Genomic DNA, 22,776 nt, shown 5'->3' with positions numbered 1-22,776 from the left:
CTATTGTGCTAAAACTTTTTTACAAAAAGGGTGAAAATCACCTTCTAAGCTAATAGCTGGAAGATGACGAATAGTTGAAACCGTTCGGATAGAACCATAGGCCTCATCAAGTCCAAATCCTCCACCATTTAAGATATGCTCGTAACTTTTAGTATGCAAGTCTGTAAATCCACCACTAAACTCTATCTCATCACCATCCACTGTGATAGAGCGGTATGTTCTTAAACCTCTCTCACGTATCTCTTCTGGGATATAGTCATAGTTTACAGAGAGAAACCATCTCACAGTTGCATTTTTGAGTTTAAAGTATCCTGCATTTGTATCTGCTGTTTTTACATGAACGATGTTTTCTTCAACATCGCCAAATATCCAGCAGAGCATATCATAGAAGTGTACACCAATGTTTGATGCGATACCACCTGATTTATCTTCTTTACCTTTCCAAGACTCAAAGTACCATTTCCCACGGCTTGTAAGGTAAGTTAAATCTATGTCATAGATTTTATCTGGGTTTTCTTGCAACTCTTTTGTGACTCTCTCTTTAAGCGCAATGATAGAGTCATGTAAACGCAGTTGCAAGATGTTATAGACACGTTTGCCTGTCTCTTGTTCTATAATTTTTAGCTCATCAATATCTGCAGGATTTAGCACAAGTGGTTTTTCACAAATGGCATCGGCACCCTGTTCTAGTGTCAAACGGATATGGCTTTTATGTAGATAGTTTGGACTTGCAATACTAATGTAGTCCAGCTTGTTACTGCGTTTATACGAGGTTAAAAAGTCTTCAAATCTCTCTAGTTCGGTAAAGAAATCAGCCTGAGGGAAGTTGCTATCCATAATGCCTATACCATCATAGATATCATAAGCTGCTACGAGATCATTTCCTGTCTCTTTTATAGCTTTCATATGTCTTGGAGCAATGTAGCCTGCTGCTCCGATGAGTGCGAATTTTTTCTTTTGCATTATTACAGTCTCCATGTTGGATTTTCTACTATGCCTTTAACATCAATGATGATAGGCTTGCCATTTGAAAGGCTTGTAAACTCTTCTTGCGTGATTGTTTTAAACTTATCATGTCCTACAGCTACAATGATAGAGTCATATTTGTTTGAACCATATGACAGTTCATCTATAAAAGGAACATCTTTAGTTTTTTTATCACTCTCATCTACCCAGTAGTCATAAACATCTACATTACACTCATACTCTCTGAGTTCACTGATAATATCAACAACTTTTGTGTTACGCATATCAGGGCAGTTCTCTTTAAAGGTGATACCAAGCACTAAGACATTTGCCCCTTTAAGTTTTTTATCCTCTTTTATCATAAACTTGATAGCTTTATCAGCGATGAGTTTACTCATACCATTATTGATATGACGGGCACCGAGGATAAGGTTTGGTGTATAACCAAGGCTTTGTGCTTTATGCACAAGATAGTATGGATCGATGCCTATACAGTGTCCACCTACAAGTCCAGGGGAGAGTTTTATAAAGTTCCACTTTGTTGCTGCTGCTTCAAGCACTGCGTTTGTATCTATACCCATAGTATCAAAGATCATAGCAAGTTCATTCATCAATGCGATGTTGACATCTCTTTGAGTGTTTTCAATGACTTTAGCCGCTTCTGCTACTTTGATATTGGCTGCTAAGTAGGTTCCAGCTGTAATGATACTTTTATAAAGTTCATCTACTTTTTTAGCTATCTCAGGGGTAGAGCCTGAAGTGATTTTAAGGATTTTTGTAACAGTATGTTCTTTATCTCCCGGATTGATTCGCTCAGGAGAGTAACCACAAAAGAAAGTCTCATTAAATTTGAGTCCACTTCCCTCTTCTAAGATGGGTACGCAGACCTCTTCTGTCACACCAGGATACACTGTAGACTCATAGATGACGATGTCACCTTTTTTTAGGACTTTTGCGACACTTTGGGTTGATTTTAAAATGGGAGTTAAATCTGGTTCGTTTTTTTTATCTATGGGAGTTGGCACTGTTACGATATAAATATTTGAGTTTTTCATCTCCTCAAATGCTGTCGTAAACTTGATGCCATTCTTTTTTGCTTCTTGAAGTTGCACAGAAGTAAGTTCCTGTGTTCTGTCAAAACTATTTTCAAGTTCATCCACTCTAGCTTGGTTAATGTCATAACCCACAACTTCATACTTTTCACTAAAAGCGTGTGCTAGAGGAAGACCTACATAACCTAAACCTACTATTGCAATTTTATCTTTGTTCATACATACTCATAATTTTAAATTTATATAATTATACAAGTATATTCAATTTGAGCTTTTTTAGCCTTTAAAGCAGACCTAATAAAGCCACAAAAAGTACAAGAGGAGTGACCACTACTCCTACCCTCATATATTCTCCCCAGCCTATTTTTACACCTTTTTGTGCAAGAACATGGAGCCAAAGAAGTGTTGCGAGCGAACCGATAGGTGTCATCTTAGGACCTAGATTTGAGCCTAATATATTTGCATAAACGAGTGCTTCATTCCCAACATAGCCAACTTTATCTATGGCTATGTCCATAATCATAATCGTTGGCATATTATTCATCACTGAGCTAATAAATGCTGAGAGAAAGCCCGTACCTATGATAGCCACGACATCTCCTTGTGCTTTTAAAAGTTCTATCCAAGAAGCCACACTATCTGTTAGCCCTGCATTTTTTAGACCATACACAACAACATACAAACCTATACTAAACCACACCACCTGCCATGGTGCAGCTTTTATCGTTATAAGAGGTTTAACAGCCTTATAATGATTTGCAATAGCTAAAAATACTAAAGCACCACCCAAAGCAAAAACAGAAACTGGAAGATGAAATCTATCTCCTACAAAGTACCCAAGCATTAAAAGTGCTAAAAAAAACCAAGAAATTTTAAACATTGTTTGATTTTTAATGACGGATGCTGCTTCTGGGAGTTGGCTTACATCTACTTTAAGAGGAATATCTTTACGAAAATAGATCCATAAAACTACAATAGAGGCAAAAATACTCAAAAGATTTGGTAAAAACATATGTTTTGCATACTCTACAAAACCTATATCAAAATAACCAACAGTTACAATGTTTGTCAGATTTGAGATCACAAGTGGATTTGAAGCAGCATCCCCGATGAAACCTCCCGCCATTAAAAAAGCAAAGATAGCTAAAGGTTTCATTTTTAGGTATTTCATCTTTGCTAATAAAATTGGAGTAAGGATTAAAGCTGCTCCATCATTGGCAAAAAAAGCTGCGACTAGAGCACCAAGAAGCAAGATATAAACAAACATCTTATTTCCACTTCCACCACTAAGCTTTGCCATTTTGATGGCAGCCCACTCAAAAAACCCTATCTCATCAAGCACCATAGAGAGGATGATAATCCCGATAAACGCCAAGGTCGCATCCCAAACAATGTCAATAACAGTGAGCACATCATTAAAATCTACTACCCCTATAACAAGTGCCATCACAGCCCCAACAACTGCCGTTGTTCCTATCTGCAAACCCCTAGGCTGCCAGATAATAAATACCAATGTCACTAAAAACAGACCAAATGCTAATATCATACATACACCTCTTTCATATACTAATAACGAAACTATAACTAAATACAATCAATAAATCAATATATCTTGATATTTATATTTTTTCTGCTATAATTTCATAAACGGAGGTACTTAAATATGGAAATATTTCTAAAAACAGTTTCAGCATTAAATGATGAAACAAGAGTTTTGATCTTACGCTTTTTAGATGAAAATGGTGAGTGCTGCGTTTGTGATTTGCAAAACTCTTTGGGGATGATTCAGTCACGACTTTCCCGCCATCTGAAACTATTAAAAGATGCTGGTTTTTTAAAAGTACAAAGAAAAGGAACTTGGGGGTTTTACTCTATTCGCTCGCCACTTGACAGATTTCGTCAAGAAGCCTTAGAAGAGATAAAACATTTAGATATTCAACTGCCCCCTTTAACAAAATCATCTGATGGAGAATGTAAAATATGAAACAAAAAAAAGAAGTCTTAATCCTATGCACCGGCAACAGTTGTCGCTCGATAATGGCTGAAGCTTTGGTCAATGCGAAGCTAGGTGATTGTATGCATGCGCAGAGTTCTGGTGTCAAAGCAAGTGGACAAGTAAACCCTCACGCCAAAGCACTCTTAGAAAAAAAAGGATACTGGAGAGATGAATATCACTCCAAAGTTATAGAGACTGTTTTAGACACGCCATTTGATTTGGTTGTCACTGTCTGTGACGCAGCAAAAGAGACCTGTCCTGTGTTTCCAAACGCAGTAAAAACAATCCATATGGGTTTTGAAGACCCAAGTGGTAAAGAAGATGAAGAGTATGCAAAAACTCTCACGCTTATAGAAGCTAAACTGCTACCAATCATCAAAAATGAACTATGCTAACCCAAATATTACAAAGGAAAAATTATGGAAAAATCAGTAAATAAAACAGAGCAAGGCGTTAAAATCTCATTTATGGGAGAGGTAAAAAAGAAAAATATTGTCTCTATGGTCGAAAATTGTTCAACGGGAAAATGTGAGTGTATGAGCGATGAAACAAAGCAAAAAATATCCAATATGCAAGTCAGTGGCGATGATGGAGCAGTTGAACTTAATCTTACTGGAGATGTAAGTAAAGAAGAGATTGAAGCAGCCCTAGCAAAATCAAAAGTTATAAACTAAAAGCTAGCAATTATCTTTATTTTACTATTAGTAAAACTTTGATAAAATCATCACAAATAAAACACAAGGACATATATATGTTAGTAACAAATCCAGCTCCAGATTTTACAGCTACAGCAGTTTTAGCTGATGGTTCAATCGTTGAAGACTTCAAATTAAGTGAAAATTTCGGTAAAAAAGGTACAGTTCTATTCTTTTACCCATTAGATTTTACTTTTGTTTGTCCATCAGAAATTATTGCATTCTCTCACAGATATGAAGAATTTCAAAATCGTGGTGTAAATGTTGTAGGTGTTTCAGTTGATTCTCAATTTTCTCACTTTGCTTGGAGAGAAACTCCAGTTGAAAAAGGTGGAATTGGCCGTATCAATTTTCCATTAGTAGCAGACTTAACAAAAGACATCGCTCGTGATTATGATGTTCTTTTAAACAATGCTGTTGCACTTCGTGGTTCATTCTTAATTGATGACAAAGGGATTGTTCGTCACGCAGTAGTAAATGATTTACCACTTGGACGTAATGTTGATGAGATGTTAAGAATGATTGACGCTCAACAATTTACTGACGAGTTCGGTGAAGTTTGCCCTGCTGGTTGGCAAAAAGGTGACGAAGGTATGAAAGCTGATGCTGAAGGTGTTGCTGAATACTTAGCAAAACACGAGTCAGAACTCTAGTCACAACTCACTAGTAAAAGTCAGAACAAATTCTGACTTTTACTCTTTATCTAACTGCTCTAAAGCTTTTTGGCTCGCTGTATTTGCTCTATCATAGTAAGCACTATCTTCATGCGAAGCACAAGCACTCAAACCAAAAACAACAAACAAACTAAAAAATAATATTTTCATAACTACTGAAACCTCACTTGATTCTTTCCGTTCTCTTTTGCTTTATATAAAGCATCGTCTACTCGTTGCAACAGTAGCGACTTTGGCTCATTCATCCTATAGGTACTCACTCCAATACTAACAGTAATCTTATAATGATCAGCAATAGTCGTCACACTGATAATATGTCTCAGCTTCTCAGCAATTTTAAGCGCTTCCTCTTTTGTAGCATTATCCAAGATCAACATAAACTCTTCACCGCCCCAACGCCCAAAACTATCTACCTGACGGATGTTTTGATGTACAATATGACTCAAATCTTTCAGTACAATATCCCCCACATAATGTCCATAGGTATCATTTACTTTTTTAAAATTATCTATATCAAGCATTACAAGAGCAAAAGGTTCATTGTAGCGTTTTGCTCTTGCTATACGAAGATCTATCTCCATATTTATCTTATATCTATTATTAACTTGAGTTAAGCTATCTGTTGTTGCAAGATTCTCTAATTTTTGCTCTAATTTCATCTGAATGGTAACATCTTTATACGTAACAACAAAGTGCTGCACTTTAGCGCTTTCATCTAGTATTGGGGTTATGTTTATATCATTATAAACAAGTCCACCATTTTTCTTTTTATTTATAATGATGTTACTATAGTTTTCACCTCTTAGCACTGTGTCCCAAAGCTTTTTGTAAAAAGCCTCATCATATTCTCCAGACTTAAATATACTTGTTTTTTGCCCTATAAGTTCATCCATACTGTATCCAGTTTGTTTGACAACTGAATCATTTGCATAAGTAATGATGGCATTTTTATCTGTAATAAAAACCATATGGTTTGTTTGCTCAAGTGCTTTTGCTAAGAGTTCAACTTTTTGTTCTTTTTCTATAAGATAGGTAATGTCATTAATAGTGCTCAAATATGCCGCTACTTCTCCCACTTTATTTCTTTGAGCTATGATACGCACATCAACCCATCGAAGCAACCCCTCACTCGTTCTAATTCTATAGACTTGTGAAAATTTATCTATGCCATCTTTTATGTACTTTTTCATCTCAACAGTTAATCTTTTAGCATCTTCTTTGCAAATAATAGAAAAGTAACTAATCTTAGCACTCAAAAAATCTTCACGAGAGTAGCCAAACTGAGAAATATTACTCGTAATATATTTAACTGGCCAATTTTCTTTGTTTTCCCAATGTAAGATTACAGTTTGAGAGGTACTGAGGAGCTGTGTAAAGTTTAGTAGTTGTTGCTGCGTTTGCTGTTTTTTTTGCATCTCAAGATGTAAGGAAATACTGTTTGCAACAGAGATAGCAAAACTCACTTCTCTATCGCCCCAAGCAGCTACGTTTAGTACAGAACTTTGTGCTAAAACACCGACAATTTCATTCTCGATTACTAAGGGAGTTAGCAGTAGGGAGGATAAACCATAACTCCTAACATAGTTATGAAAACGTTTATAGTGTGACAATTCTTCTTTTTGAAGGTCTAACAAAAGAGGTCTCTTAAACTTTGGCGTATGTTTACAAGAGATGTAGTCATCAAGTTCAATCTCTGCACTTGCGCATTGCGCGATACATTCAAGCACAGTGTTATCTTCACTGCATACCCAAATACTTGAATGAACTACATTTAAAGGTTTTGATGCAAGCTTTGCAATCTTTTCAAACGCAGCATGTACATCTTTTGAGTCTACATTTAAGAGCTCTAATAAAGCATCTTTAAAATCAGCATCACTTATCCCTTGCACATTTTATTCCTCATGGAGAGATTATACATAAATTTAAACTAATTGCGTACTTTTTCTCACTTTAAATAACTTTTATTTACTTTTTTTACTCACTAAGACACCTCCGGTAACTATCAAAAGGATCCCTATAAAAGTTAAAGTGTCAGGAAAGGCATCTCCAAGCATAGCCCCAAAACCTATCGCAAAAGGAATATTTGTATAGCTTATCACACCAATAACACTTAGGTTTTTTGCACTGTAGGCTTTTGTCAGCAACCATTGTGAAAGTGTAGAAATTATAGCCATGACGATGATCAGCAACCAAATCCGCATCCCAACAGGTACAATAAACTCTGGAAATAAAAATCTTAAATACTCAGGTAGATGCAAGTATGGCGCTAGTAAAAAAAGAAGTGCTGGAAAAAGCGTACCGACACTCACAAAAGAGAGAACAATAATACGAGAATCATATATATCTTTTATCTTCTTTATCGTCGTATATGCCGCTGCTGCAAAAAAACCACCAAGTATACCGAGCAGATGCACATAAGAAAAACTCATAGCAAATGGCTTTGTAATCAAAACCGTACCAAGAAACCCAACTAAAAGAGCAAAAACGACCCTACTGCTCAGCCCTTCTTTGAGTAGAAAAAAGGCTAAAATAGTGACAAAAAAAGGCGAGGTTTTGTTCAATGCTATCGCTTCTCCAAGTGGAATGACGGTAATAGTGTAAAAAAACAAAATCATTGCCATAAAGCCAAAGAGTCCTCGAGTAAAAAGCAGATGGATTTTTCCACCTGTTAGTTTTGGTGCAGTATGTTTGAGCGTATAAAGTATCAGAAAAATTCCTATAAGATTACGAAAGAACACTATCTCAAGAGCTGAAATATCTTGAGATAGTATCTTTGTCAATGCCCCATTAAGTGCAGAAATAAGCGCAGCACCAAGCATAAACAAGATGCCGCTATCAATTTTTTTTAGCACACAGTTTCACTTTTGACAAATTTCATAGCTTTTTCATTGACAAAGGCAAGTTCATACCACTGCCGTTTTGGAGCAATGAGAGTGAGCCTTGAAGGATTAGAGGCACGTGAGAGCGCTACATAAAACTGAGAAGGAGCAAAGATTTCATTTGTATCGATGATAAGATCTTCTATACTCATACCTTGTGACTTATGAATGGTAATAGCAAAAGCAAGTTTGATAGGATACTGATACACACTAAAGATATCTTCTTCAAGCATCTCCTTTTTTCCCTTGAGAGTTTTTTCCTTCCAGACACTTTTACTTTGGGCTACTGTTTCAAGTTTGATTACTTTAGCATCACTCTTTTGAACATAAACATAACCGGCATCAATGTTTATAATCACGCCACGTTCCCCATTAAAGTAGTTCCATGAGTTTCGTGTAAAAAGTACTGGAGCACCGACTTTAAGAGCAAGTGTTTTATCAATTCTTGCATCATCCATAAAGCGTTCTATCTCTTTATCTTGCGTAGATTTCAGATGTTTAATCACTTGTGCTTCTTTAAGAACAAGTTCTTCATCTATAAACTCGAGTTGCATTGTATTGTGTCTGGCTGCTGAAACATTTTTACCAAACAAAAAAGTAAACTGGCTCAAGTCTTGCGGTAGTGCTTTTATATATTCATTGAGATGATTATGCACCTCTTCATTTATCACACCAAACCTTACTGCGTTTAGAAGCTCGATAAAGCGCTTGTCATCAGTACGGTAGATATGGGTGAGCTCTATCTTCTCAAAATCAAAGCGTTTCCATGCAGGTGATTCAAAAGCAAACTTCACTTCACCATATCCTCGAACAACAGGGGGAAGTTGTAAAAAATCTCCCACAACCAAAAGTACACCAGTAAAGCCCGCTTGATTCAAACGCAGCTCTATCATCTCAAAAAGTGTATCACTTACCATAGAGATCTCATCTATCACGACTAAGTCCATGGAAAGTATCACTTTTTTAATCTTTTTCTTTATCTCAAATTTGAGATTTCTCTCAAGCTCTTCTACATTTGAAGCGATACCAAGATCAAAAAAACTGTGCAGTGTTTGCCCACCGATAAGCGTTGCTGCCATACCTGTTGATGCCAACTTTGCAACTTTTTTTGCCTCAGACTCATAGGCTTTGATGATCTTTCTTGTAATAGTAGTCTTTCCAACACCAGCGCCACCCGTTAAAAAAACGTGTCTATTTTGCTTGAGTTTTTCTAAGGTTATCTTTGTAAAATTCATAGGCGGATAATATCCATAATTGCTATAATTTTAGGTTAATGATATATAATTTCACACAACATAAACTTGATGGATAAAAGATAATGACAAAAGATAGAATACTCATCGTAGACGACAATAAAACACTTGTAAAACTCATCTCAAAAAAATTACATTCAGCACTAGATATGGAGATAGATATAGCTTACAATATGGCTGAAGCAAAACTTTTTATCAAGCGTTACAAGTACTTCATCACACTTTTAGACATTAACCTCCCCGACGCTCCAAATGGTGAAATAGTAGACTACTCTATAAGCAAGGGAAACCGTGTTATCGTTTTAAGTGGAAATATTGACAAAGAATTTCGTCAAAATATTTTAAAGAAAAATATTATTGACTATATAAATAAAGGTGGGGTTGATGACATAAACTACATCATAAAAACCATCGAAAGATTGAAAAAAAACCAAAAACATAAAGTCCTTGTTGTAGATGACTCTCTCGTATTTAGAAAACATATGCAAAATTTACTTGAAAATCTCTTTTTTGAAGTCATCACAGTTGCACATGGAGAAGAAGCCTTAGGTATGTTACAGGCAAAACCTGACATCTCACTTGTACTTACAGACTACAATATGCCCGTAATCAACGGGCTTGAACTCACTATTGAGATACGAAAAAGTTACACCAAAGATGAACTGTGCATCCTAGCCATCTCTTCAAACAATGATGATGAAGTAACAGCGCTGTTTTTAAAACATGGCGCAAATGACTATGTCAACAAACCCTTTTCCAAAGAAACCTTTTCTTGCCGTATTAACAACTCCATCGAAGCTTTAGAAAATATTCATATGCTTACAAACCATGCCAACCGTGACTATCTTACAGGACTCTACAACCGAAGATATTTTTACAATGCCATGCATGAGTATATGGAGCAAGTAAAACATAATGGAGAGAAGTTTGCTATTGCCATAGTAGATATTGACCACTTTAAAAAAGTCAATGACAGTTACGGGCATGATGCTGGAGACAAAGTCATAACCTCCCTCTCTGACATCCTACGCAGCGCAACAGATGCTAAAGACTTAGTCTCAAGATTTGGAGGAGAAGAGTTTTGTGTACTACTCAAGGATGTAGATAACCGCATCGCCCAAGAGACCTACGAACGCATAAGAAAAGAGGTAGCATCTTTTTCTTTCCCTATCGGCGATGACAAATATCTTGATATAACAATCTCCATCGGTGCGACAATGTTTGATCCAGAAGAAACACTAGAAGAGACAATCAACAGAGCCGATATGCACCTTTATAATGCGAAAAATGGGGGAAGGAATAGGCTCGTTTTTGCATGAATTATGTCATGATGTATTTGGGTATTTGCAATGAGTTCGTGGGCAATATCAACGTTTACAGGATTGTTATTAGAAGACAAATTTTATAAATGATAAAGAAAGTTTATAAGGTTTTATGCTAAAATAAACAGAAATGAGGAGTTTATTATGTTATCTTTAAATATAAATAATCCAACAGTAGAAAATTTTTATAAGAAAGAGTGTAACAATGATGAAAGTAAATTTATCAACAGTATTATGCACTACATCGAAACTTATAACATTAAACAAAGTGTAAAACGAGGACTAGAAGAAGTTAAACTTCAAAATAGTGGTCAATTGGAAAAAAGAGAATTGAAGCATATTTTAGATGAACTATAAAGTTATTCCAACTCCTGAATTTATTAAAAATCTTAAAACTTTAAAAAAGAAGTATAAAAATATTACAAATGATGTTTTAGAATTAGCTAATGAGCTTGAAAATAATCCAACTATGGGGATAGATTTAGGAAATAATACCTTTAAAATTAGGATAAAAAACAGTGATAATAATAAAGGTAAAAGTGTAGGATATAGGATTATTACATATTGTATAAATGATATAAAAGAAGTGTCTTTAGTAACCATTTATTCAAAATCAGAAAAAGAAAATATTTTAGACTTAGAGCTAAAAGAACTGATCACAAGGTTGAGCTCATAACAAAATATGGGAACAAGTAACCAAAGTTATGACAAACTCGTGCTAATCTAACACTATTACTTTTCCAAAAACTACTTCTTTTTCTTTTGGAACGATCCATTTCACTTCATAATTTGGTACTTCTTCTGGGAAAAATCCATCCAAATCTGTAAAATATAAAAGCAACTTCACCTCATCAAAATGTTTCTTAATATATGAAAAAACAGGACGGAAATCTGTTGCACCTCCACCTTTTACATCTACATCCAAAGTATCCCCACTGTAAAAAGTCTCATGCGATTGTATTTTATCATCGCAGACTAAGAGTTCTATCTGATAGTTTTGCACCAAAGTCATTAAAAAGTTCACTTCGCTTAAAAACTCGTTGAGTTGCATCTCATCTATGGAGCCAGAGCTATCAACGGCGATGACGAGTCGAAAGGTCTGTGAAATATTTGAGGGCAAATATATACCAGCATAGAGTAGCTTTTTTGAGGGTGGCATCACGACATAATCATCTCGAAAATACTTATCAAGTGCGATTCTCAACTCTTCGCGCCAGTCTACTTTTGCAAAATCTTCAAGCACGAAAAAACGCTCTATGGTTTGGGGAGCTTCACCTTTTTGCATTTTTGACTCTAAAAGAGCTATCGCCTCCTCAGCTAAAAGTTGCTCTTGAAGTATCTCCTCTTCAAGCTCTTGGGGCGTTTGATTTTGCTCCTCTTTCTCTTTTTGCTCTTTGTTGTCCTCATTTTTTTCTACATCATCAGCATTATCAGCTTCATATTCTAACTCTTCATCATCACGTAAGATATCATCTTTAAGCTCAGCGTAAATCTCCTCCGCATACATCCCACTAAAACGCTCTCTGTACTGCGCACCATAGGGCATATCCAAACCATTTTGTACCAGCATATCATTGATCGCCATATCGGTTGCCATCTGCCACAACCATCCGCTACGATTGTTTTTTCGTGCTTCGTGGGCAAGTGAAGCGTGCATCGCACCATTGGCAAACACAAACTCCATCTCACTAAGCTCAAGCTCCTCAAGATAGTCACTGTTTATCTCTAACTTTCGTCCATCACTTTTAAAAGCTTCTATATCATCGTTGAGTACAAGCTCAAGTTTTGTTGCCAATGTCCCAAAGTAAGGATAATCCACTAAGAGTTTGGCTTTAGCCTGTGAGATTTTTTTATTTACATTCATGCGAGAAGATAAGAAAATTCTCTTACCCATTTTTTGAAGACTTCACACCCTTCCATCCTCACACCCGCACCTTGTAAATCCTGCACAATCATCACGGCAAATTCACCTTTAAGCTCCAATGTATAAGCAAGCAGATTATTTAATCTCTCCTCGCTAGGATTGATAAGATAGTGACTCACAAGCCCTGAACTCAATGCATATAAAACATCTACTTCTTCTGGATATTCAAACGCAGTTCCTTCAAGAATATCCTCCATATTTGGCAGTCTGTCCATCACCTTGATAAAGCTCAAAAACCCAACACCGACCTCTTTTCCAACCGCTCCACTCAGCGTATCAAGTAGCAGTGTTTTATCAATATTACTCTTTAAAATACTATCCACATACTCCCAGCTTCTCGGTGTCGCAAAGCTTTTCAGTTCACTCTTTGACTCAAACGTGAACAAGTGTTCATTCTTATAACTAATGTAAGCAATAATCCTAGAATCAAGCCCTGACATATATGCCCACTCTTTCCAGTCTTGCACACTTACCTCTAGCTCAAAATGAACAAATCTATTGGCGAGTGGTGCTGGCATTCTGTAAGTCACACCTCTATCCCCTTCACGATTTCCTGCAGCTACTATCGCCCAACCTTCAGGGAGTTCATACTCACCTACTCGTCTGTCAAGGATGAGCTGATATGCTGAGGATTGCACCGCAGGTGCAGCGGAGTTTAGCTCATCTAAAAAGAGTATGCCCTCTCCTTTACCTGGCAAAAATGCCGGTGGTGCCCAGAGTGCAGTATGACTCTCTTTATCATAAAATGGTATGCCTTTGAGATCTGTCGGATCCATAAGTGCCAAACGCAAATCTATAAAGTCAATTTTATTTTTTTGTGCTATTTGCTTAACAATAGAAGACTTTCCAATCCCCGGAGCACCCCAAAGAAACGTCGGTACTTTTTGCTCAATCAAAGCAGCTAAACTCTTTGTCAAATCACTTGCTTTCATACTAACCACCCTATATTTTCACTTTGTATATGCTTGCCAAACGCAGCATTTGTTTTAACGGCTCTATCAAACCGACTGTCAAGTTGCAACTGGTACAAAACTTCCACTGGTGTACTCTCATTTCTAGCCAAAGCATCTAAAATCTTCTCGTCTGCCGTATGAAACATCGCTTCAAGCAGTTTTGGTGGTGTTGCTGGGTTTTTAGCTAGGCTGAGATGATTGTTTTCATCCTCATAAGCGTCACAGAGCATCTCTTTGCTTATGGATGGATTTGTATATATCGCTGCGTTTAGCTCTGCATTGTTAAGTTTTAACAACTCTAAACGCAGTGATTCATTAAGACTTGGGTTTTTAGCTAGTATAGTATTTACCTCAGCATTATTTAAAGAAAAAAGCTCTTTTTGCATCTCATTTGTAAGCGATTCATTACTTGCCAAAAGCGTTTTATATTCAAACAGTAGTGCAAAAATTTCTGCATCAAGTTGAACATTTTTAGCTAAAACCTCAAGTAAATCTTGAGACTTAGCAAGCTCTTTGATGATGCTCTTATCTATCTTCGCATTATATGCCATTGCCTCTTTTGCGACAAAGTTATCTTCTTTGATATATTTTTTAAGTACCCGTTTTGGTATCTTCTCATGTCGAGCTAATGCTTGGATAAGTTTTGGATGCATTTTTGTTGGTTCTAGCAGTGCGATAGCTTCAAGTAGTTCTTCATTTTTTGTTTGTGAGACAAGATGAAAAAGTCCTGTAGTTGCATACTGAACATTGTGGTTTCTCTCTATATTTTCATAAAAACGAGAGATAAACGCAGCTGTCACATCACGGTTATCATCATTTTCAAAAAAGTCTTCTTTATTCCACGAGTACATTTTTAAAAGTTTGAAAAAAAGTTCATCTGCTATCATGGGATTTTGCAAAAAGCTTTTGAGTCTTTTCTTATCATGAGAGAGTTTAAGGCTCATCAGCAGAGTATCATTGTCTATCTCAGATGCTAACATCCCCTCAAACGCAGCTACTTGCATAAATTCATACTTTTCAAGTGCATACAGCTCTTCACTGAGATTTTGCTCATAAGGAGTCATCATCCGCCCCTCAACTATCAAAGAAACAGTATCATTTATCTCTTGTGTCACAGAGATATGATGAAACTCCAACTGAGAAGCAAACTCTTCTTCACTAAAAGCACGACTCTTGCCTAAAAATAGTATAGTTTTATCTTTTAAATCTTGTAAATTCATAGCCAAATTATACTCAACTTTTTTAATTTGTGTTTTAAATCTCATTACCTACATTATTAATGATAAAATTGCACTGCTTTTTAAACTTAGGAAGACCATTTCTTATTATCCATTCAACGATAGCAAGGTTAACACCTTCATAGTCATGGGCTATATAAGTCCTAACATCATACATACCTTTAACATCGCCATCGTCAAACACACTTAAAATGTTATTTGCATGTTCTTGCTTAAGTTTGTTAAATTGTTCAGCAATTGCTGTAAGATGCATAAGAATTGCTGGTCTTTTTGTGATTGAATCTTCAAGTGCTTGAGTAATACTACCGCTATTGCTAACTATCTGATTTATATAATCAATCTTTTCTAAGATGAGATACACCTTACTGATAGACTCTTTAGACATAAATAGCTCTGTCTATAATAAACTTTTTTCCTGTTTTACTCATACCACTACTGTCAGCCAAATCCACTGGTACTCCAAGTGCGTCACTCAATTCTGTTTGAATTTCATGAATACGAGAAATAGCACGAAAACCATACTTATTTGCAAATACAGGGGTAGCTTCAATTAAAATATCCACATCACTATTAACATCCGCTTCATCACGAGAATAAGAGCCAAACAAGGCTTTTATTAAAAAACCCTCGTCCTGATACTTATTTTTAATATCTGTAAGGTAATTAAGTATGTATTCTTTATTCATACAAATATTATAACATAACTCAATATATGCAAAAACTTAAATAGACTTAGTTGTCAGACATACACTACATAAAAATTTAAGTCACCCTGAACTTGATTCAGGGTCTAGTTTATATGAAATTATAAGCTAGATTCCCAGTCAAGCTGAGAATGACTTGAGTTTTGATTTACCGTAACTTAGTTGTTAAGTCATATGGTTAGTACTAGAATTATGTTAATATATTCTCATATTTTACAGGAGGAGTTTGGAGTTATGATTTTATATGCACCATGGGAGAGAGCTTTTAAGCGAGTCTACACACCATTTGAACATTTTTTACACGCGCAAACGACTACTGGTCTCATTCTTATTGGTATGACGATTGTTGCTCTTATACTTGCAAATTCTCCTCTCTATGAAGCATATCAACACATAATTCATACAAAAATTGAGTTTGACATAGGTTCTTTGCAAGTCATTAATTCTTTGCACCACTGGATCAATGATGGACTTATGGCAATCTTTTTCTTTATGATAGGACTTGAGATAAAACGTGAGATACTTGTGGGGGAACTCTCCAATATAAAAGTAGCCATCCTTCCCATACTTTCAGCCATCGGGGGTATGGCAGTTCCTGCACTTATTTACATGGGTATCAACGCTCACAGTCTCGGTGCTGATGGCTGGGGAATTCCTATGGCGACAGATATTGCTTTTGCTATTAGCGCCCTTGTCCTTCTTGGAAACCGTGTCTCTCCTGCTCTTGTTACTTTTTTAGTAGCCCTTGCCATCGTTGATGACCTCGGAGCCGTTTTAGTTATCGCCCTGTTTTACACTTCACAAATCCATTTTGAATATCTTCTTTTAGCTGGAGGGATGTTTCTTATCATGGTGAGTTTTAACCGCTTTGGTATTCATGCCACACTGCCTTACTTCTTTGTTGGTCTTTTGATGTGGTTTTTTATGCTAGAATCAGGCGTTCACGCAACTATTGCTGGGGTAATCGCTGCGTTTAGTATTCCCTCAAAACCAAAAATCCCGCCTATTGATTTTACCCAACAAACAAAAAATCTCCTTGATGAGTATGACAACTATCCTGTGGCAACCGACCATACAATGCATGAACAGCAAAAAGCAATACTGCAAAATATTAAAGACCGTATTGATGCAGTTGGCTCACCCGCTGCAAGACTCGAGCGTTCTTTGCATCTGCCTGTGAGTTTGATTGTTATTCCACTTTTTGCCTTAGCCAATGCAGGCATCAAGATCAACTTCTCCTCTTTTAGCGATGTTGTCTTTGAGCCTGTCTCTCTTGGAATCATGCTAGGACTCGTTCTTGGAAAGATTATAGGCATTGCCGGAGTCGCTTTTCTTGCCATAAAATCAGGCATAGCAAAACTACCACAAGATAGCTCAATGAGTCAAATATTTGGTGTTGCAGCCCTTGGTGGGATAGGCTTTACTATGAGTATCTTCGTAGCTGACTTAGCATTTGTAGGCAATGATGAGTTAATCTTTCAAGCAAAAGTAGGCATACTCTCAGCTTCACTTTTAGCAGGAACACTTGGTTTTATCTGGTTGCGTTTTATCGCAAAACCACATAAAGAGGAAGAGGAAGATTTATAAAGCAAAGGGGAGTCTAAATCAACATACTTGATAACATCACGATAAGCAAAAGCAAGACTAAACGCAGCGCTTATGGAGATAGGACCCTCAAGCATAGAACCTAACATACAAGTGATGTTTTTCTCTCTTGCATACTCCAAAATCTCCACTGCTTTACTTACACCACCACACTTCATCAGCTTGATATTTATCATATCTGCACAGCTATTTTCATAGATGTATTTCACATCTTCAAGAGTAAAGGCAGCTTCATCTGCCAAAATAGGAATCTTGGATGCCTTAGAGATAATTTTAAGACTTTGTAAGTCCTCTGCTGCGACAGGCTGCTCTATAAGTTCTATCTTTAAATCTTGTACCGCTGCAACATACAAAAGAGAGTTCTCTAAACTCCACGCCTGATTTGCATCTATGAGAAGCCTTGCCTTTGGCAACTCTTTTGCTACTCTTTTTGTGACCTCTATCGCATGAGAGATATCCTCACCAAGCTTTACTTTTAAAATGTCATAGCCATTTTGTAAGGCTTCATCTGCATCTTTAAGCATTGTATCTACTGTGTTTAGACTGATGGTAATATCTGTTTGTATAGGGCTATAATCTTGCGTACCAAGGTACTGTAGCAGTGTTTGTTTGCTCTGCGCTGCGTTTAGCGTGACAAATGCCATATCAAGTGCTGCTTTTGCACTTGAACCTATCTTAAATGTATGCAGTAAAAAGAGGGCATCACGCACATCTAGTCCGAGTAGTTCTTCTTTTACCTTCGCTATGGAGCGAGTGATAGACTCTAAATCTTCACCTGTTATAGCCTTTGTAGCAGGAGCCTCTCCAAACGCAGTAAGACCATTCTCACAAACAACTTCCACACGAACAAACTCGACATTCTCTACTCTACGCAAGGCAGTGATAAAAGGCGTTTTAAGGGGAATCTTTTGTATTGTCGTGCTTATAGATTTGAGTTTAGTGTACATTTTCCCCCATTTTCTCTTAAAAGTTTTGCAAATTCTACTGCGCTTAGTGGTTTAGAACATAAATATCCCTGCATATACTTACAGTTTTTCTCTTTAAGGAAAAGGTACTGTTCATATGTTTCTACTCCCTCAGCAACAACTTCAAAATCAAAAGTTTGCGCTATCATCAAAATCGCACTTATTAACTCTTTGTCATCAACATCATCTTGAATATCCATAGTAAAAGATTTATCAATCTTCAACTTCGTAAAAGGGAGTTTTTTCAGATATGAGAGCGATGAGTATCCCGTACCAAAATCATCTATGGAGATCCCTACACCAAGATCTCTAAACTCCTGCATCTTTGTTTGTACACTTTGAACATTAGCAACCAGTGCTGATTCTACGAGTTCTAGGTCTAAACAACCCTCAGGAATTTTACTTGTTTTGATCGTGGAAGCGATGTCAGCTACGCATGAAGTATTATCAAATTGGTGCGCACTGATATTGACTGCAATCTTCTCAAGTGTATCTAAATCTTTAAACTCATCTCGCCACTGCATAAATTGTCGCAGTGCATTTTCTAAAACCCACTTTCCTATCTCAAAAATCAAACCACTCTCTTCTGCAATCGGTATAAATTCATCAGGAAATACATCTTTTACTTTTGTAGTATTCCATCGTAGTAATGCCTCAGCACCAATGATATTAGAGGTGGAAAATTCAACAATAGGTTGATAATATAGTTCAAGTTCGCCATTTTCAATAGCACTGCGTAAACCATTTTCTATACTTACTCTTCTGCTAATCCAACTATCCATTTCCAATTTATAAAATTTCGTAGTGTTTCGCCCCATTTTTTTCGCTTCATACATTGCAATGTCAGCGTGTTTTAAAAGGTCATCTATATCCTCATTTTTCTCGCCAACTATGGCAACGCCAATGCTTGAAGAGATACTTAATGTATGTTTATCTAGCACAAATGGTGTTTGTAATGTTGTATGAATTTTTTGCGCTATTACTTCAGCTTTTCTTGCTGCATCATGTTCTTCTGTACCCAAATCCGCCAATAAAATGATAAACTCATCTCCACCGAGTCGAGCAAGAGTGTCTCCCTCTCTGATAATTTTACCTAATCTTTGCGCAGTTTTTACAAGAAGTTTATCTCCTACTGCATGCCCAAGAGAATCATTCACATTTTTAAAATGATCTAAATCTAAAAAAAGTAGACCAAAAAGTGTCGTGTGCCTTTTGTAACGACTAATTTCTATAGCCATTTTTTCGAGTAAAAAAGTACGATTAGGAATATTTGTCAAAGTATCATATTTTGCTTGATGCTCAAAGTCCATCTGTGTACGCATTCTTTGTGTGATATCAGCGACTATGCCGATGCCACCTATCACTTCTCCTTTTGTATCTTTAAGCGGTGAGGTATGCATACTTATCCACAAATCTTTGTTTTTGTATTTGCTGTTATACTCTCCCTCATAAAAGCCTTCAATTCCATACTCCGTTACGCTGATGGCTGGAAGGATTCTTGTATCAGGTAACATTGTAAGATTTAAGCCTATTAAAAAATCCATTGGTGCTTCTAGGAACTCCGTAAACTCTTGGTTTACTTCTTGTATAACAAATTTGGTGTCATACATAAATATGCCCAAAGGTGCTTGCCTAAAAACTGCTTGAAAATGTTCTTGAGAGAGAAGAAACTTTTCTTTTTCTTTTTGGTACATTCTTTTTGAGTTTAAAAGTTCAAAATAATTTCTGTAGGAAGTATTAACAATAAAAATCAGTAAAACTAAATATATAAAAGTTAAAAATGCTAGAGAGTAGTATATCAGTGTGTTTTGCATTACTAACTCTATTATTAATGGAAATATAATAATGACTAAATATACTTGAGTTATCTTCCTCATAGAAGCAAAACTACTCGCTCCTCCAGCTGTTAAACCTGCAATAATTACAAAGAGTATCATTTGGTAAGCAGGGCTCTCTTGTATAAAAAATAAAAATGGGGTGATACCAAATAATAAAGCAATCGAAAGTAAGGCAACAGAAAAGATGTTTTTCCATTGTTTTATTGTAAATCTCTTTTTTTGCTTCTTGTAAACAGCTTGTGCAACAAAACGAAAACCGGAGACAACAACAACGAAAAAATACCATATAAAGAGTAAAGAGTTCTCTACATGTCCAAAAAAAACTACCAACAACACCGTAGCAATTCCAATAACAATGAGAGAAGAGAGTCGTAAATTTTCATATGCAACGTCAAGCAATTCTTCAAATCTTGATTTCATACTCTCACCTCAATTATTCTCTTTATTATCTTAATTTATTATACCCTATCTTACATAGGATGCAGAACAAGCAAGATATTTCCAACCAATAAACCGCCAAATGTTCCTATGAGGTAACCCATAATTGCCATCAAAACACCTACGCTAACAAGAGATTTATTGTAGGTTGCTGCAAGGATTGGAGCTGAGGCTACACCACCTATATTTGAGAGAGATGCAACGGAGATACTAAAGAGGTCAAGTTTAAAAATCCTCGCTCCTACTAGCATGATCAAGAGATGAATGAGCAAGATAGCAAGACCAGCAAGCACATATATGCCTAAACCTGAAAACTCTTCTATCATAGCTTTTGAACCGATAAGCGCTATAAGCATATAGAGCATAGTTGTGGCTACTTCACTTGAGCCGTTAAGATATCTTAGTTTTGTAAAAGAGCCTAGGATGCCAAAAAGTGTGGCAAAAAGTACTACACTTGTTGTTGTGTTAAGAATAACGAGCTGATTTGCAAGGAGTTGTGAAACTAAAGAAACCCCGAGTGCTAAGGCTATCAAAAGCCAGTATCTTTTTGCTCCCATAGAACAAGCACAGCCTATGTCACCAAGATAAGCAAGGTGTTCTTCGCTTTTCGTAAACTTGTTAAAAACCTTCGCAAAAGGTACAACAAAAAGCAAAAGCATAACCCATAAAGTATAATCCACACTATCCACAACAAGAGCATAAGCAAAAGCATCTGGTGTTACATTTAAGGCAGAGCCTACAGCTATCATGTTTGCAGTGCCTCCCATCCAGCTCCCAGCAAGTGCGCCAAACGCGCCAGCCATATCTGGCTTAAAATGAAAGAGAGAAGCAACCACGATAAAGCCAAAAGCGATGGAGAACACCGCTAAAATGTAGGCGATGATGAGTTTTTTTCCAAGTTTTATAAAGTGTCTCAAGTCAACTTCTAAAAGCATTAAAAAAAGCATGGCAGGCAGAAGATTTGATTTCGTTACTTTATAGATGTTGTTTATAGCCTCGTTGTAGTCAAATACACCAAACGAAGCGAGAAGCATAGAAAAAGCATATATTAACACGACAGCAGGAAAATACTTCAAAAATTTGAGATTTGTTTTGCTTTCAAGAAGATGAAACGCAGTAACAATAAGCGCAAGAGTAAAAAGGTACAAAAGAGGATTTATTATCATAAATTGTGTAACTTCTTCATCTCTTTATCAAAGTCTGATTCGATTTTTTGTATTTTATTAAACTCTTCATACTCTTTTGAAGCTTTCTCTTTAGCCTGTAGGTGTGAAACACTACCTTTTCCTTCAAGCACTTTAAACTCATTAAATTCTAAAAATCTATTGACCGATTCACTTATATCTTGCATACTTAACTCTTGACGGTTTTCAATAATTCTCTCAATATAATCAAAATACGCCCCAATAGTTCGCTCAAGTTTTTTAATCTCATCTTCTTGTAGATAATTTTTAGCTATGAATGTATCTGATTTTAGTACTCTTCCATCAGGTGAGTTTTTCCAAGATGTTAGTCCCATATTTGGCTTCTTAATATCTGCATGTTCATAGACTATTTCAGCGGCAGTTTTTCCTGTGATGGCAAAGTGAAACTTGTTTTGAACGGTAGCATAAAAATCTTTTGTAGTTTGAGAGTTTTTATCATAATCAAAACTACACTCTGCAAATATATCAGTGATTTGTTGGTAGATACGTCTTTCACTCGCTCGAATAGAGCGGACACGTTCTAGAAGTTCTTTAAAGTAGTCTTTGCCAAAGTAGCGACCATTTTTAAGTCTATCATCATCCATAGCAAAGCCTTTGATGATATACTCTTTTAAAATCTTTGTAGCCCAGATACGAAACTGTGTCGCTTTTGATGAGTTTACTCTATAGCCTACTGACAAAATAGCATCAAGATTGTAAACATTAATCTCTCTTTTTACTTCCCTTTTACCTTCCATTTGAACTATTGGGAATTTCCCAATAGTTGCTTCTTCTTCGAGTTCATGACTTTTGTAGATGTTTTTTAGATGTTCGTTTATGGTTGAGACATCGACACCAAAGAGTTCAGCCATCCTTTTTTGAGGCAACCAAACTGTCTCATTGTGCATAAAAATTTCTACTTTTATCTCACTTGAGGGAGTAGTGTAGAGTAAAAACTCTGTGAGTTCATCTTTTAGGCTTAGCTTTTTCATTTTGAAACCGCTTTTTTATCGAGGTATAACACCACATCTTTTATCACAAGTTTTTGTATAGCAGAGATGAGGGTTTGCATAAGGGTGTAGTCTGGTTG

24 protein-coding genes are annotated in these 22,776 nt (G+C 36.3%); 8 read left to right on the top strand and 16 right to left on the bottom strand.

Going from position 1 to position 22,776, the window contains the following annotated elements; genetic code table 11:
• The 3 genes from MV052_RS06925 to MV052_RS06915 all read right to left on the bottom strand — a co-directional run bounded on the left by MV052_RS06925 (nt 1) and on the right by MV052_RS06915 (nt 3,564).
• Nucleotides 1-963 carry a Gfo/Idh/MocA family oxidoreductase gene (locus tag MV052_RS06925; RefSeq protein ID WP_297442316.1) on the bottom strand — a complete coding sequence of 321 codons (963 nt, stop codon included), beginning with the start codon at nt 961-963 and terminating at the stop codon, nt 1-3.
• Nucleotides 964-965: 2 nt separating this feature from the next.
• Nucleotides 966-2,237, bottom strand: a complete 1,272-nt coding sequence (locus MV052_RS06920) for a nucleotide sugar dehydrogenase (protein ID WP_297442314.1) — start codon at nt 2,235-2,237, stop codon at nt 966-968.
• A 64-nt stretch (nt 2,238-2,301) separates the two neighbouring features.
• Complete coding sequence (locus MV052_RS06915) at nt 2,302-3,564, bottom strand: arsenic transporter (RefSeq protein ID WP_297442313.1); 1,263 nt, start codon at nt 3,562-3,564, stop codon at nt 2,302-2,304.
• Nucleotides 3,565-3,681: 117 nt separating this feature from the next.
• On the opposite strand from MV052_RS06915, the gene MV052_RS06910 reads away from it, so the two are divergent.
• The 4 genes from MV052_RS06910 (at nt 3,682) to MV052_RS06895 (ending at nt 5,362) form a co-directional block, all read left to right on the top strand.
• Nucleotides 3,682-4,002 carry a metalloregulator ArsR/SmtB family transcription factor gene (locus MV052_RS06910; protein WP_297442311.1) on the top strand — a complete coding sequence of 107 codons (321 nt, stop codon included), beginning with the start codon at nt 3,682-3,684 and terminating at the stop codon, nt 4,000-4,002.
• On the top strand, nt 3,999-4,409 hold the full coding sequence (locus tag MV052_RS06905) for an arsenate reductase ArsC (RefSeq protein WP_297442309.1): 411 nt from the start codon (nt 3,999-4,001) through the stop codon (nt 4,407-4,409). The genes MV052_RS06910 and MV052_RS06905 overlap by 4 nt, the downstream gene beginning before the upstream one ends.
• Before the next feature lie 24 nt (nt 4,410-4,433).
• Nucleotides 4,434-4,688 (top strand): hypothetical protein, encoded by a 255-nt coding sequence (locus MV052_RS06900; protein WP_297442307.1) that lies wholly within the window; start codon nt 4,434-4,436, stop codon nt 4,686-4,688.
• A gap of 77 nt (nt 4,689-4,765) precedes the next feature.
• Nucleotides 4,766-5,362: a peroxiredoxin gene (locus MV052_RS06895; protein WP_297442305.1), complete on the top strand. Its 597-nt coding sequence runs from the start codon at nt 4,766-4,768 to the stop codon at nt 5,360-5,362.
• 39 nt (nt 5,363-5,401) lie between these two features.
• Here MV052_RS06895 and MV052_RS06890 read toward each other — a convergent pair whose 3' ends face one another.
• The 4 genes from MV052_RS06890 to MV052_RS06875 form a co-directional block, all read right to left on the bottom strand.
• Nucleotides 5,402-5,533, bottom strand: coding sequence for a hypothetical protein (locus MV052_RS06890; protein ID WP_297442303.1), 132 nt, complete (start codon nt 5,531-5,533; stop codon nt 5,402-5,404).
• Between the two features lie 2 nt (nt 5,534-5,535).
• Nucleotides 5,536-7,272: a diguanylate cyclase gene (locus MV052_RS06885; RefSeq protein WP_297442301.1), complete on the bottom strand. Its 1,737-nt coding sequence runs from the start codon at nt 7,270-7,272 to the stop codon at nt 5,536-5,538.
• A 72-nt stretch (nt 7,273-7,344) separates the two neighbouring features.
• Nucleotides 7,345-8,235, bottom strand: coding sequence for a DMT family transporter (locus MV052_RS06880; protein ID WP_297442299.1), 891 nt, complete (start codon nt 8,233-8,235; stop codon nt 7,345-7,347).
• On the bottom strand, nt 8,229-9,497 hold the full coding sequence (locus MV052_RS06875; protein WP_297442297.1) for a DEAD/DEAH box helicase: 1,269 nt from the start codon (nt 9,495-9,497) through the stop codon (nt 8,229-8,231). The genes MV052_RS06880 and MV052_RS06875 overlap by 7 nt, the downstream gene beginning before the upstream one ends.
• Before the next feature lie 83 nt (nt 9,498-9,580).
• On the opposite strand from MV052_RS06875, the gene MV052_RS06870 reads away from it, so the two are divergent.
• From MV052_RS06870 to MV052_RS06860, 3 genes are all read left to right on the top strand, one after another.
• On the top strand, nt 9,581-10,834 hold the full coding sequence (locus MV052_RS06870) for a diguanylate cyclase (RefSeq protein WP_297442295.1): 1,254 nt from the start codon (nt 9,581-9,583) through the stop codon (nt 10,832-10,834).
• A 147-nt stretch (nt 10,835-10,981) separates the two neighbouring features.
• The gene (locus tag MV052_RS06865; RefSeq protein WP_297442293.1) at nt 10,982-11,194 is read left to right on the top strand and encodes a hypothetical protein; all 213 of its coding nucleotides are present in this window, start codon (nt 10,982-10,984) and stop codon (nt 11,192-11,194) included.
• Nucleotides 11,184-11,513 (top strand): type II toxin-antitoxin system RelE/ParE family toxin, encoded by a 330-nt coding sequence (locus MV052_RS06860; protein WP_297442291.1) that lies wholly within the window; start codon nt 11,184-11,186, stop codon nt 11,511-11,513. Before MV052_RS06865 ends, MV052_RS06860 begins: the two co-directional genes overlap by 11 nt.
• Before the next feature lie 42 nt (nt 11,514-11,555).
• Here the strand turns inward: MV052_RS06860 and MV052_RS06855 are convergent, their stop codons facing one another.
• From MV052_RS06855 to MV052_RS06835, 5 genes are read right to left on the bottom strand one after another with little or no spacing between them, the layout of a single operon-like run.
• Nucleotides 11,556-12,731 (bottom strand): VWA-like domain-containing protein, encoded by a 1,176-nt coding sequence (locus MV052_RS06855; RefSeq protein WP_297442289.1) that lies wholly within the window; start codon nt 12,729-12,731, stop codon nt 11,556-11,558.
• Nucleotides 12,698-13,693 (bottom strand): MoxR family ATPase, encoded by a 996-nt coding sequence (locus MV052_RS06850; protein ID WP_297442287.1) that lies wholly within the window; start codon nt 13,691-13,693, stop codon nt 12,698-12,700. The genes MV052_RS06855 and MV052_RS06850 overlap by 34 nt, the downstream gene beginning before the upstream one ends.
• Nucleotides 13,690-14,979 (bottom strand): hypothetical protein, encoded by a 1,290-nt coding sequence (locus MV052_RS06845; RefSeq protein ID WP_297442285.1) that lies wholly within the window; start codon nt 14,977-14,979, stop codon nt 13,690-13,692. Before MV052_RS06845 ends, MV052_RS06850 begins: the two co-directional genes overlap by 4 nt.
• Nucleotides 14,969-15,337 carry a HepT-like ribonuclease domain-containing protein gene (locus tag MV052_RS06840; RefSeq protein WP_297442282.1) on the bottom strand — a complete coding sequence of 123 codons (369 nt, stop codon included), beginning with the start codon at nt 15,335-15,337 and terminating at the stop codon, nt 14,969-14,971. The genes MV052_RS06845 and MV052_RS06840 overlap by 11 nt, the downstream gene beginning before the upstream one ends.
• Nucleotides 15,330-15,638, bottom strand: a complete 309-nt coding sequence (locus tag MV052_RS06835) for a nucleotidyltransferase domain-containing protein (RefSeq protein ID WP_297442280.1) — start codon at nt 15,636-15,638, stop codon at nt 15,330-15,332. The genes MV052_RS06840 and MV052_RS06835 overlap by 8 nt, the downstream gene beginning before the upstream one ends.
• Nucleotides 15,639-15,890: 252 nt before the next feature.
• Here MV052_RS06835 and nhaA point away from each other — a divergent pair, with 252 nt between their 5' ends.
• Entirely contained in the window at nt 15,891-17,243 is a 1,353-nt protein-coding gene (gene nhaA, locus MV052_RS06830; protein ID WP_297442278.1) for a Na+/H+ antiporter NhaA, read from the top strand.
• Here the strand turns inward: nhaA and MV052_RS06825 are convergent.
• The 4 genes from MV052_RS06825 to MV052_RS06810 are packed head-to-tail and all read right to left on the bottom strand — an operon-like array spanning nt 17,135 to nt 22,678.
• The gene (locus tag MV052_RS06825; protein WP_297442276.1) at nt 17,135-18,208 is read right to left on the bottom strand and encodes a dipeptide epimerase; all 1,074 of its coding nucleotides are present in this window, start codon (nt 18,206-18,208) and stop codon (nt 17,135-17,137) included. The genes nhaA and MV052_RS06825 overlap by 109 nt on opposite strands.
• Nucleotides 18,184-20,484 carry an EAL domain-containing protein gene (locus tag MV052_RS06820; protein WP_297442275.1) on the bottom strand — a complete coding sequence of 767 codons (2,301 nt, stop codon included), beginning with the start codon at nt 20,482-20,484 and terminating at the stop codon, nt 18,184-18,186. The genes MV052_RS06825 and MV052_RS06820 overlap by 25 nt, the downstream gene beginning before the upstream one ends.
• 50 nt (nt 20,485-20,534) lie before the next feature.
• Nucleotides 20,535-21,668 carry a DUF819 family protein gene (locus tag MV052_RS06815; protein ID WP_297442273.1) on the bottom strand — a complete coding sequence of 378 codons (1,134 nt, stop codon included), beginning with the start codon at nt 21,666-21,668 and terminating at the stop codon, nt 20,535-20,537.
• Nucleotides 21,665-22,678: a virulence RhuM family protein gene (locus tag MV052_RS06810; RefSeq protein WP_297442271.1), complete on the bottom strand. Its 1,014-nt coding sequence runs from the start codon at nt 22,676-22,678 to the stop codon at nt 21,665-21,667. The genes MV052_RS06815 and MV052_RS06810 overlap by 4 nt, the downstream gene beginning before the upstream one ends.
• Between the last annotated feature and the right edge of the window lie 98 nt (nt 22,679-22,776).

Origin of the sequence: Sulfurimonas sp., assembly GCF_026988655.1 — a bacterium.
Taxonomy (GTDB): domain Bacteria; phylum Campylobacterota; class Campylobacteria; order Campylobacterales; family Sulfurimonadaceae; genus Sulfurimonas.
The sequence above is the reverse complement of the archived record's forward strand: the minus strand, read 5'-3'. Positions and strand labels throughout refer to the sequence as shown.

What these genes read in the sequence shown, in the direction of transcription:
- MV052_RS06925 (WP_297442316.1), bottom strand. Translation starts at nt 963, where the DNA reads ATGCAAAAGAAAAAATTCGCACTCATCGGAGCAGCAGGCTACATTGCT.
- MV052_RS06920 (WP_297442314.1), bottom strand. Translation starts at nt 2,237, where the DNA reads ATGAACAAAGATAAAATTGCAATAGTAGGTTTAGGTTATGTAGGTCTT.
- MV052_RS06915 (WP_297442313.1), bottom strand. Translation starts at nt 3,564, where the DNA reads ATGATATTAGCATTTGGTCTGTTTTTAGTGACATTGGTATTTATTATC.
- MV052_RS06910 (WP_297442311.1), top strand. Translation starts at nt 3,682, where the DNA reads ATGGAAATATTTCTAAAAACAGTTTCAGCATTAAATGATGAAACAAGA.
- MV052_RS06905 (WP_297442309.1), top strand. Translation starts at nt 3,999, where the DNA reads ATGAAACAAAAAAAAGAAGTCTTAATCCTATGCACCGGCAACAGTTGT.
- MV052_RS06900 (WP_297442307.1), top strand. Translation starts at nt 4,434, where the DNA reads ATGGAAAAATCAGTAAATAAAACAGAGCAAGGCGTTAAAATCTCATTT.
- MV052_RS06895 (WP_297442305.1), top strand. Translation starts at nt 4,766, where the DNA reads ATGTTAGTAACAAATCCAGCTCCAGATTTTACAGCTACAGCAGTTTTA.
- MV052_RS06890 (WP_297442303.1), bottom strand. Translation starts at nt 5,533, where the DNA reads ATGAAAATATTATTTTTTAGTTTGTTTGTTGTTTTTGGTTTGAGTGCT.
- MV052_RS06875 (WP_297442297.1), bottom strand. Translation starts at nt 9,497, where the DNA reads ATGAATTTTACAAAGATAACCTTAGAAAAACTCAAGCAAAATAGACAC.
- MV052_RS06870 (WP_297442295.1), top strand. Translation starts at nt 9,581, where the DNA reads ATGACAAAAGATAGAATACTCATCGTAGACGACAATAAAACACTTGTA.
- MV052_RS06865 (WP_297442293.1), top strand. Translation starts at nt 10,982, where the DNA reads ATGTTATCTTTAAATATAAATAATCCAACAGTAGAAAATTTTTATAAG.
- MV052_RS06860 (WP_297442291.1), top strand. Translation starts at nt 11,184, where the DNA reads ATGAACTATAAAGTTATTCCAACTCCTGAATTTATTAAAAATCTTAAA.
- MV052_RS06855 (WP_297442289.1), bottom strand. Translation starts at nt 12,731, where the DNA reads ATGGGTAAGAGAATTTTCTTATCTTCTCGCATGAATGTAAATAAAAAA.
- MV052_RS06850 (WP_297442287.1), bottom strand. Translation starts at nt 13,693, where the DNA reads ATGAAAGCAAGTGATTTGACAAAGAGTTTAGCTGCTTTGATTGAGCAA.
- MV052_RS06845 (WP_297442285.1), bottom strand. Translation starts at nt 14,979, where the DNA reads ATGAGATTTAAAACACAAATTAAAAAAGTTGAGTATAATTTGGCTATG.
- MV052_RS06840 (WP_297442282.1), bottom strand. Translation starts at nt 15,337, where the DNA reads ATGTCTAAAGAGTCTATCAGTAAGGTGTATCTCATCTTAGAAAAGATT.
- MV052_RS06835 (WP_297442280.1), bottom strand. Translation starts at nt 15,638, where the DNA reads ATGAATAAAGAATACATACTTAATTACCTTACAGATATTAAAAATAAG.
- nhaA (WP_297442278.1), top strand. Translation starts at nt 15,891, where the DNA reads ATGATTTTATATGCACCATGGGAGAGAGCTTTTAAGCGAGTCTACACA.
- MV052_RS06825 (WP_297442276.1), bottom strand. Translation starts at nt 18,208, where the DNA reads ATGTACACTAAACTCAAATCTATAAGCACGACAATACAAAAGATTCCC.
- MV052_RS06820 (WP_297442275.1), bottom strand. Translation starts at nt 20,484, where the DNA reads ATGAAATCAAGATTTGAAGAATTGCTTGACGTTGCATATGAAAATTTA.
- MV052_RS06815 (WP_297442273.1), bottom strand. Translation starts at nt 21,668, where the DNA reads ATGATAATAAATCCTCTTTTGTACCTTTTTACTCTTGCGCTTATTGTT.
- MV052_RS06810 (WP_297442271.1), bottom strand. Translation starts at nt 22,678, where the DNA reads ATGAAAAAGCTAAGCCTAAAAGATGAACTCACAGAGTTTTTACTCTAC.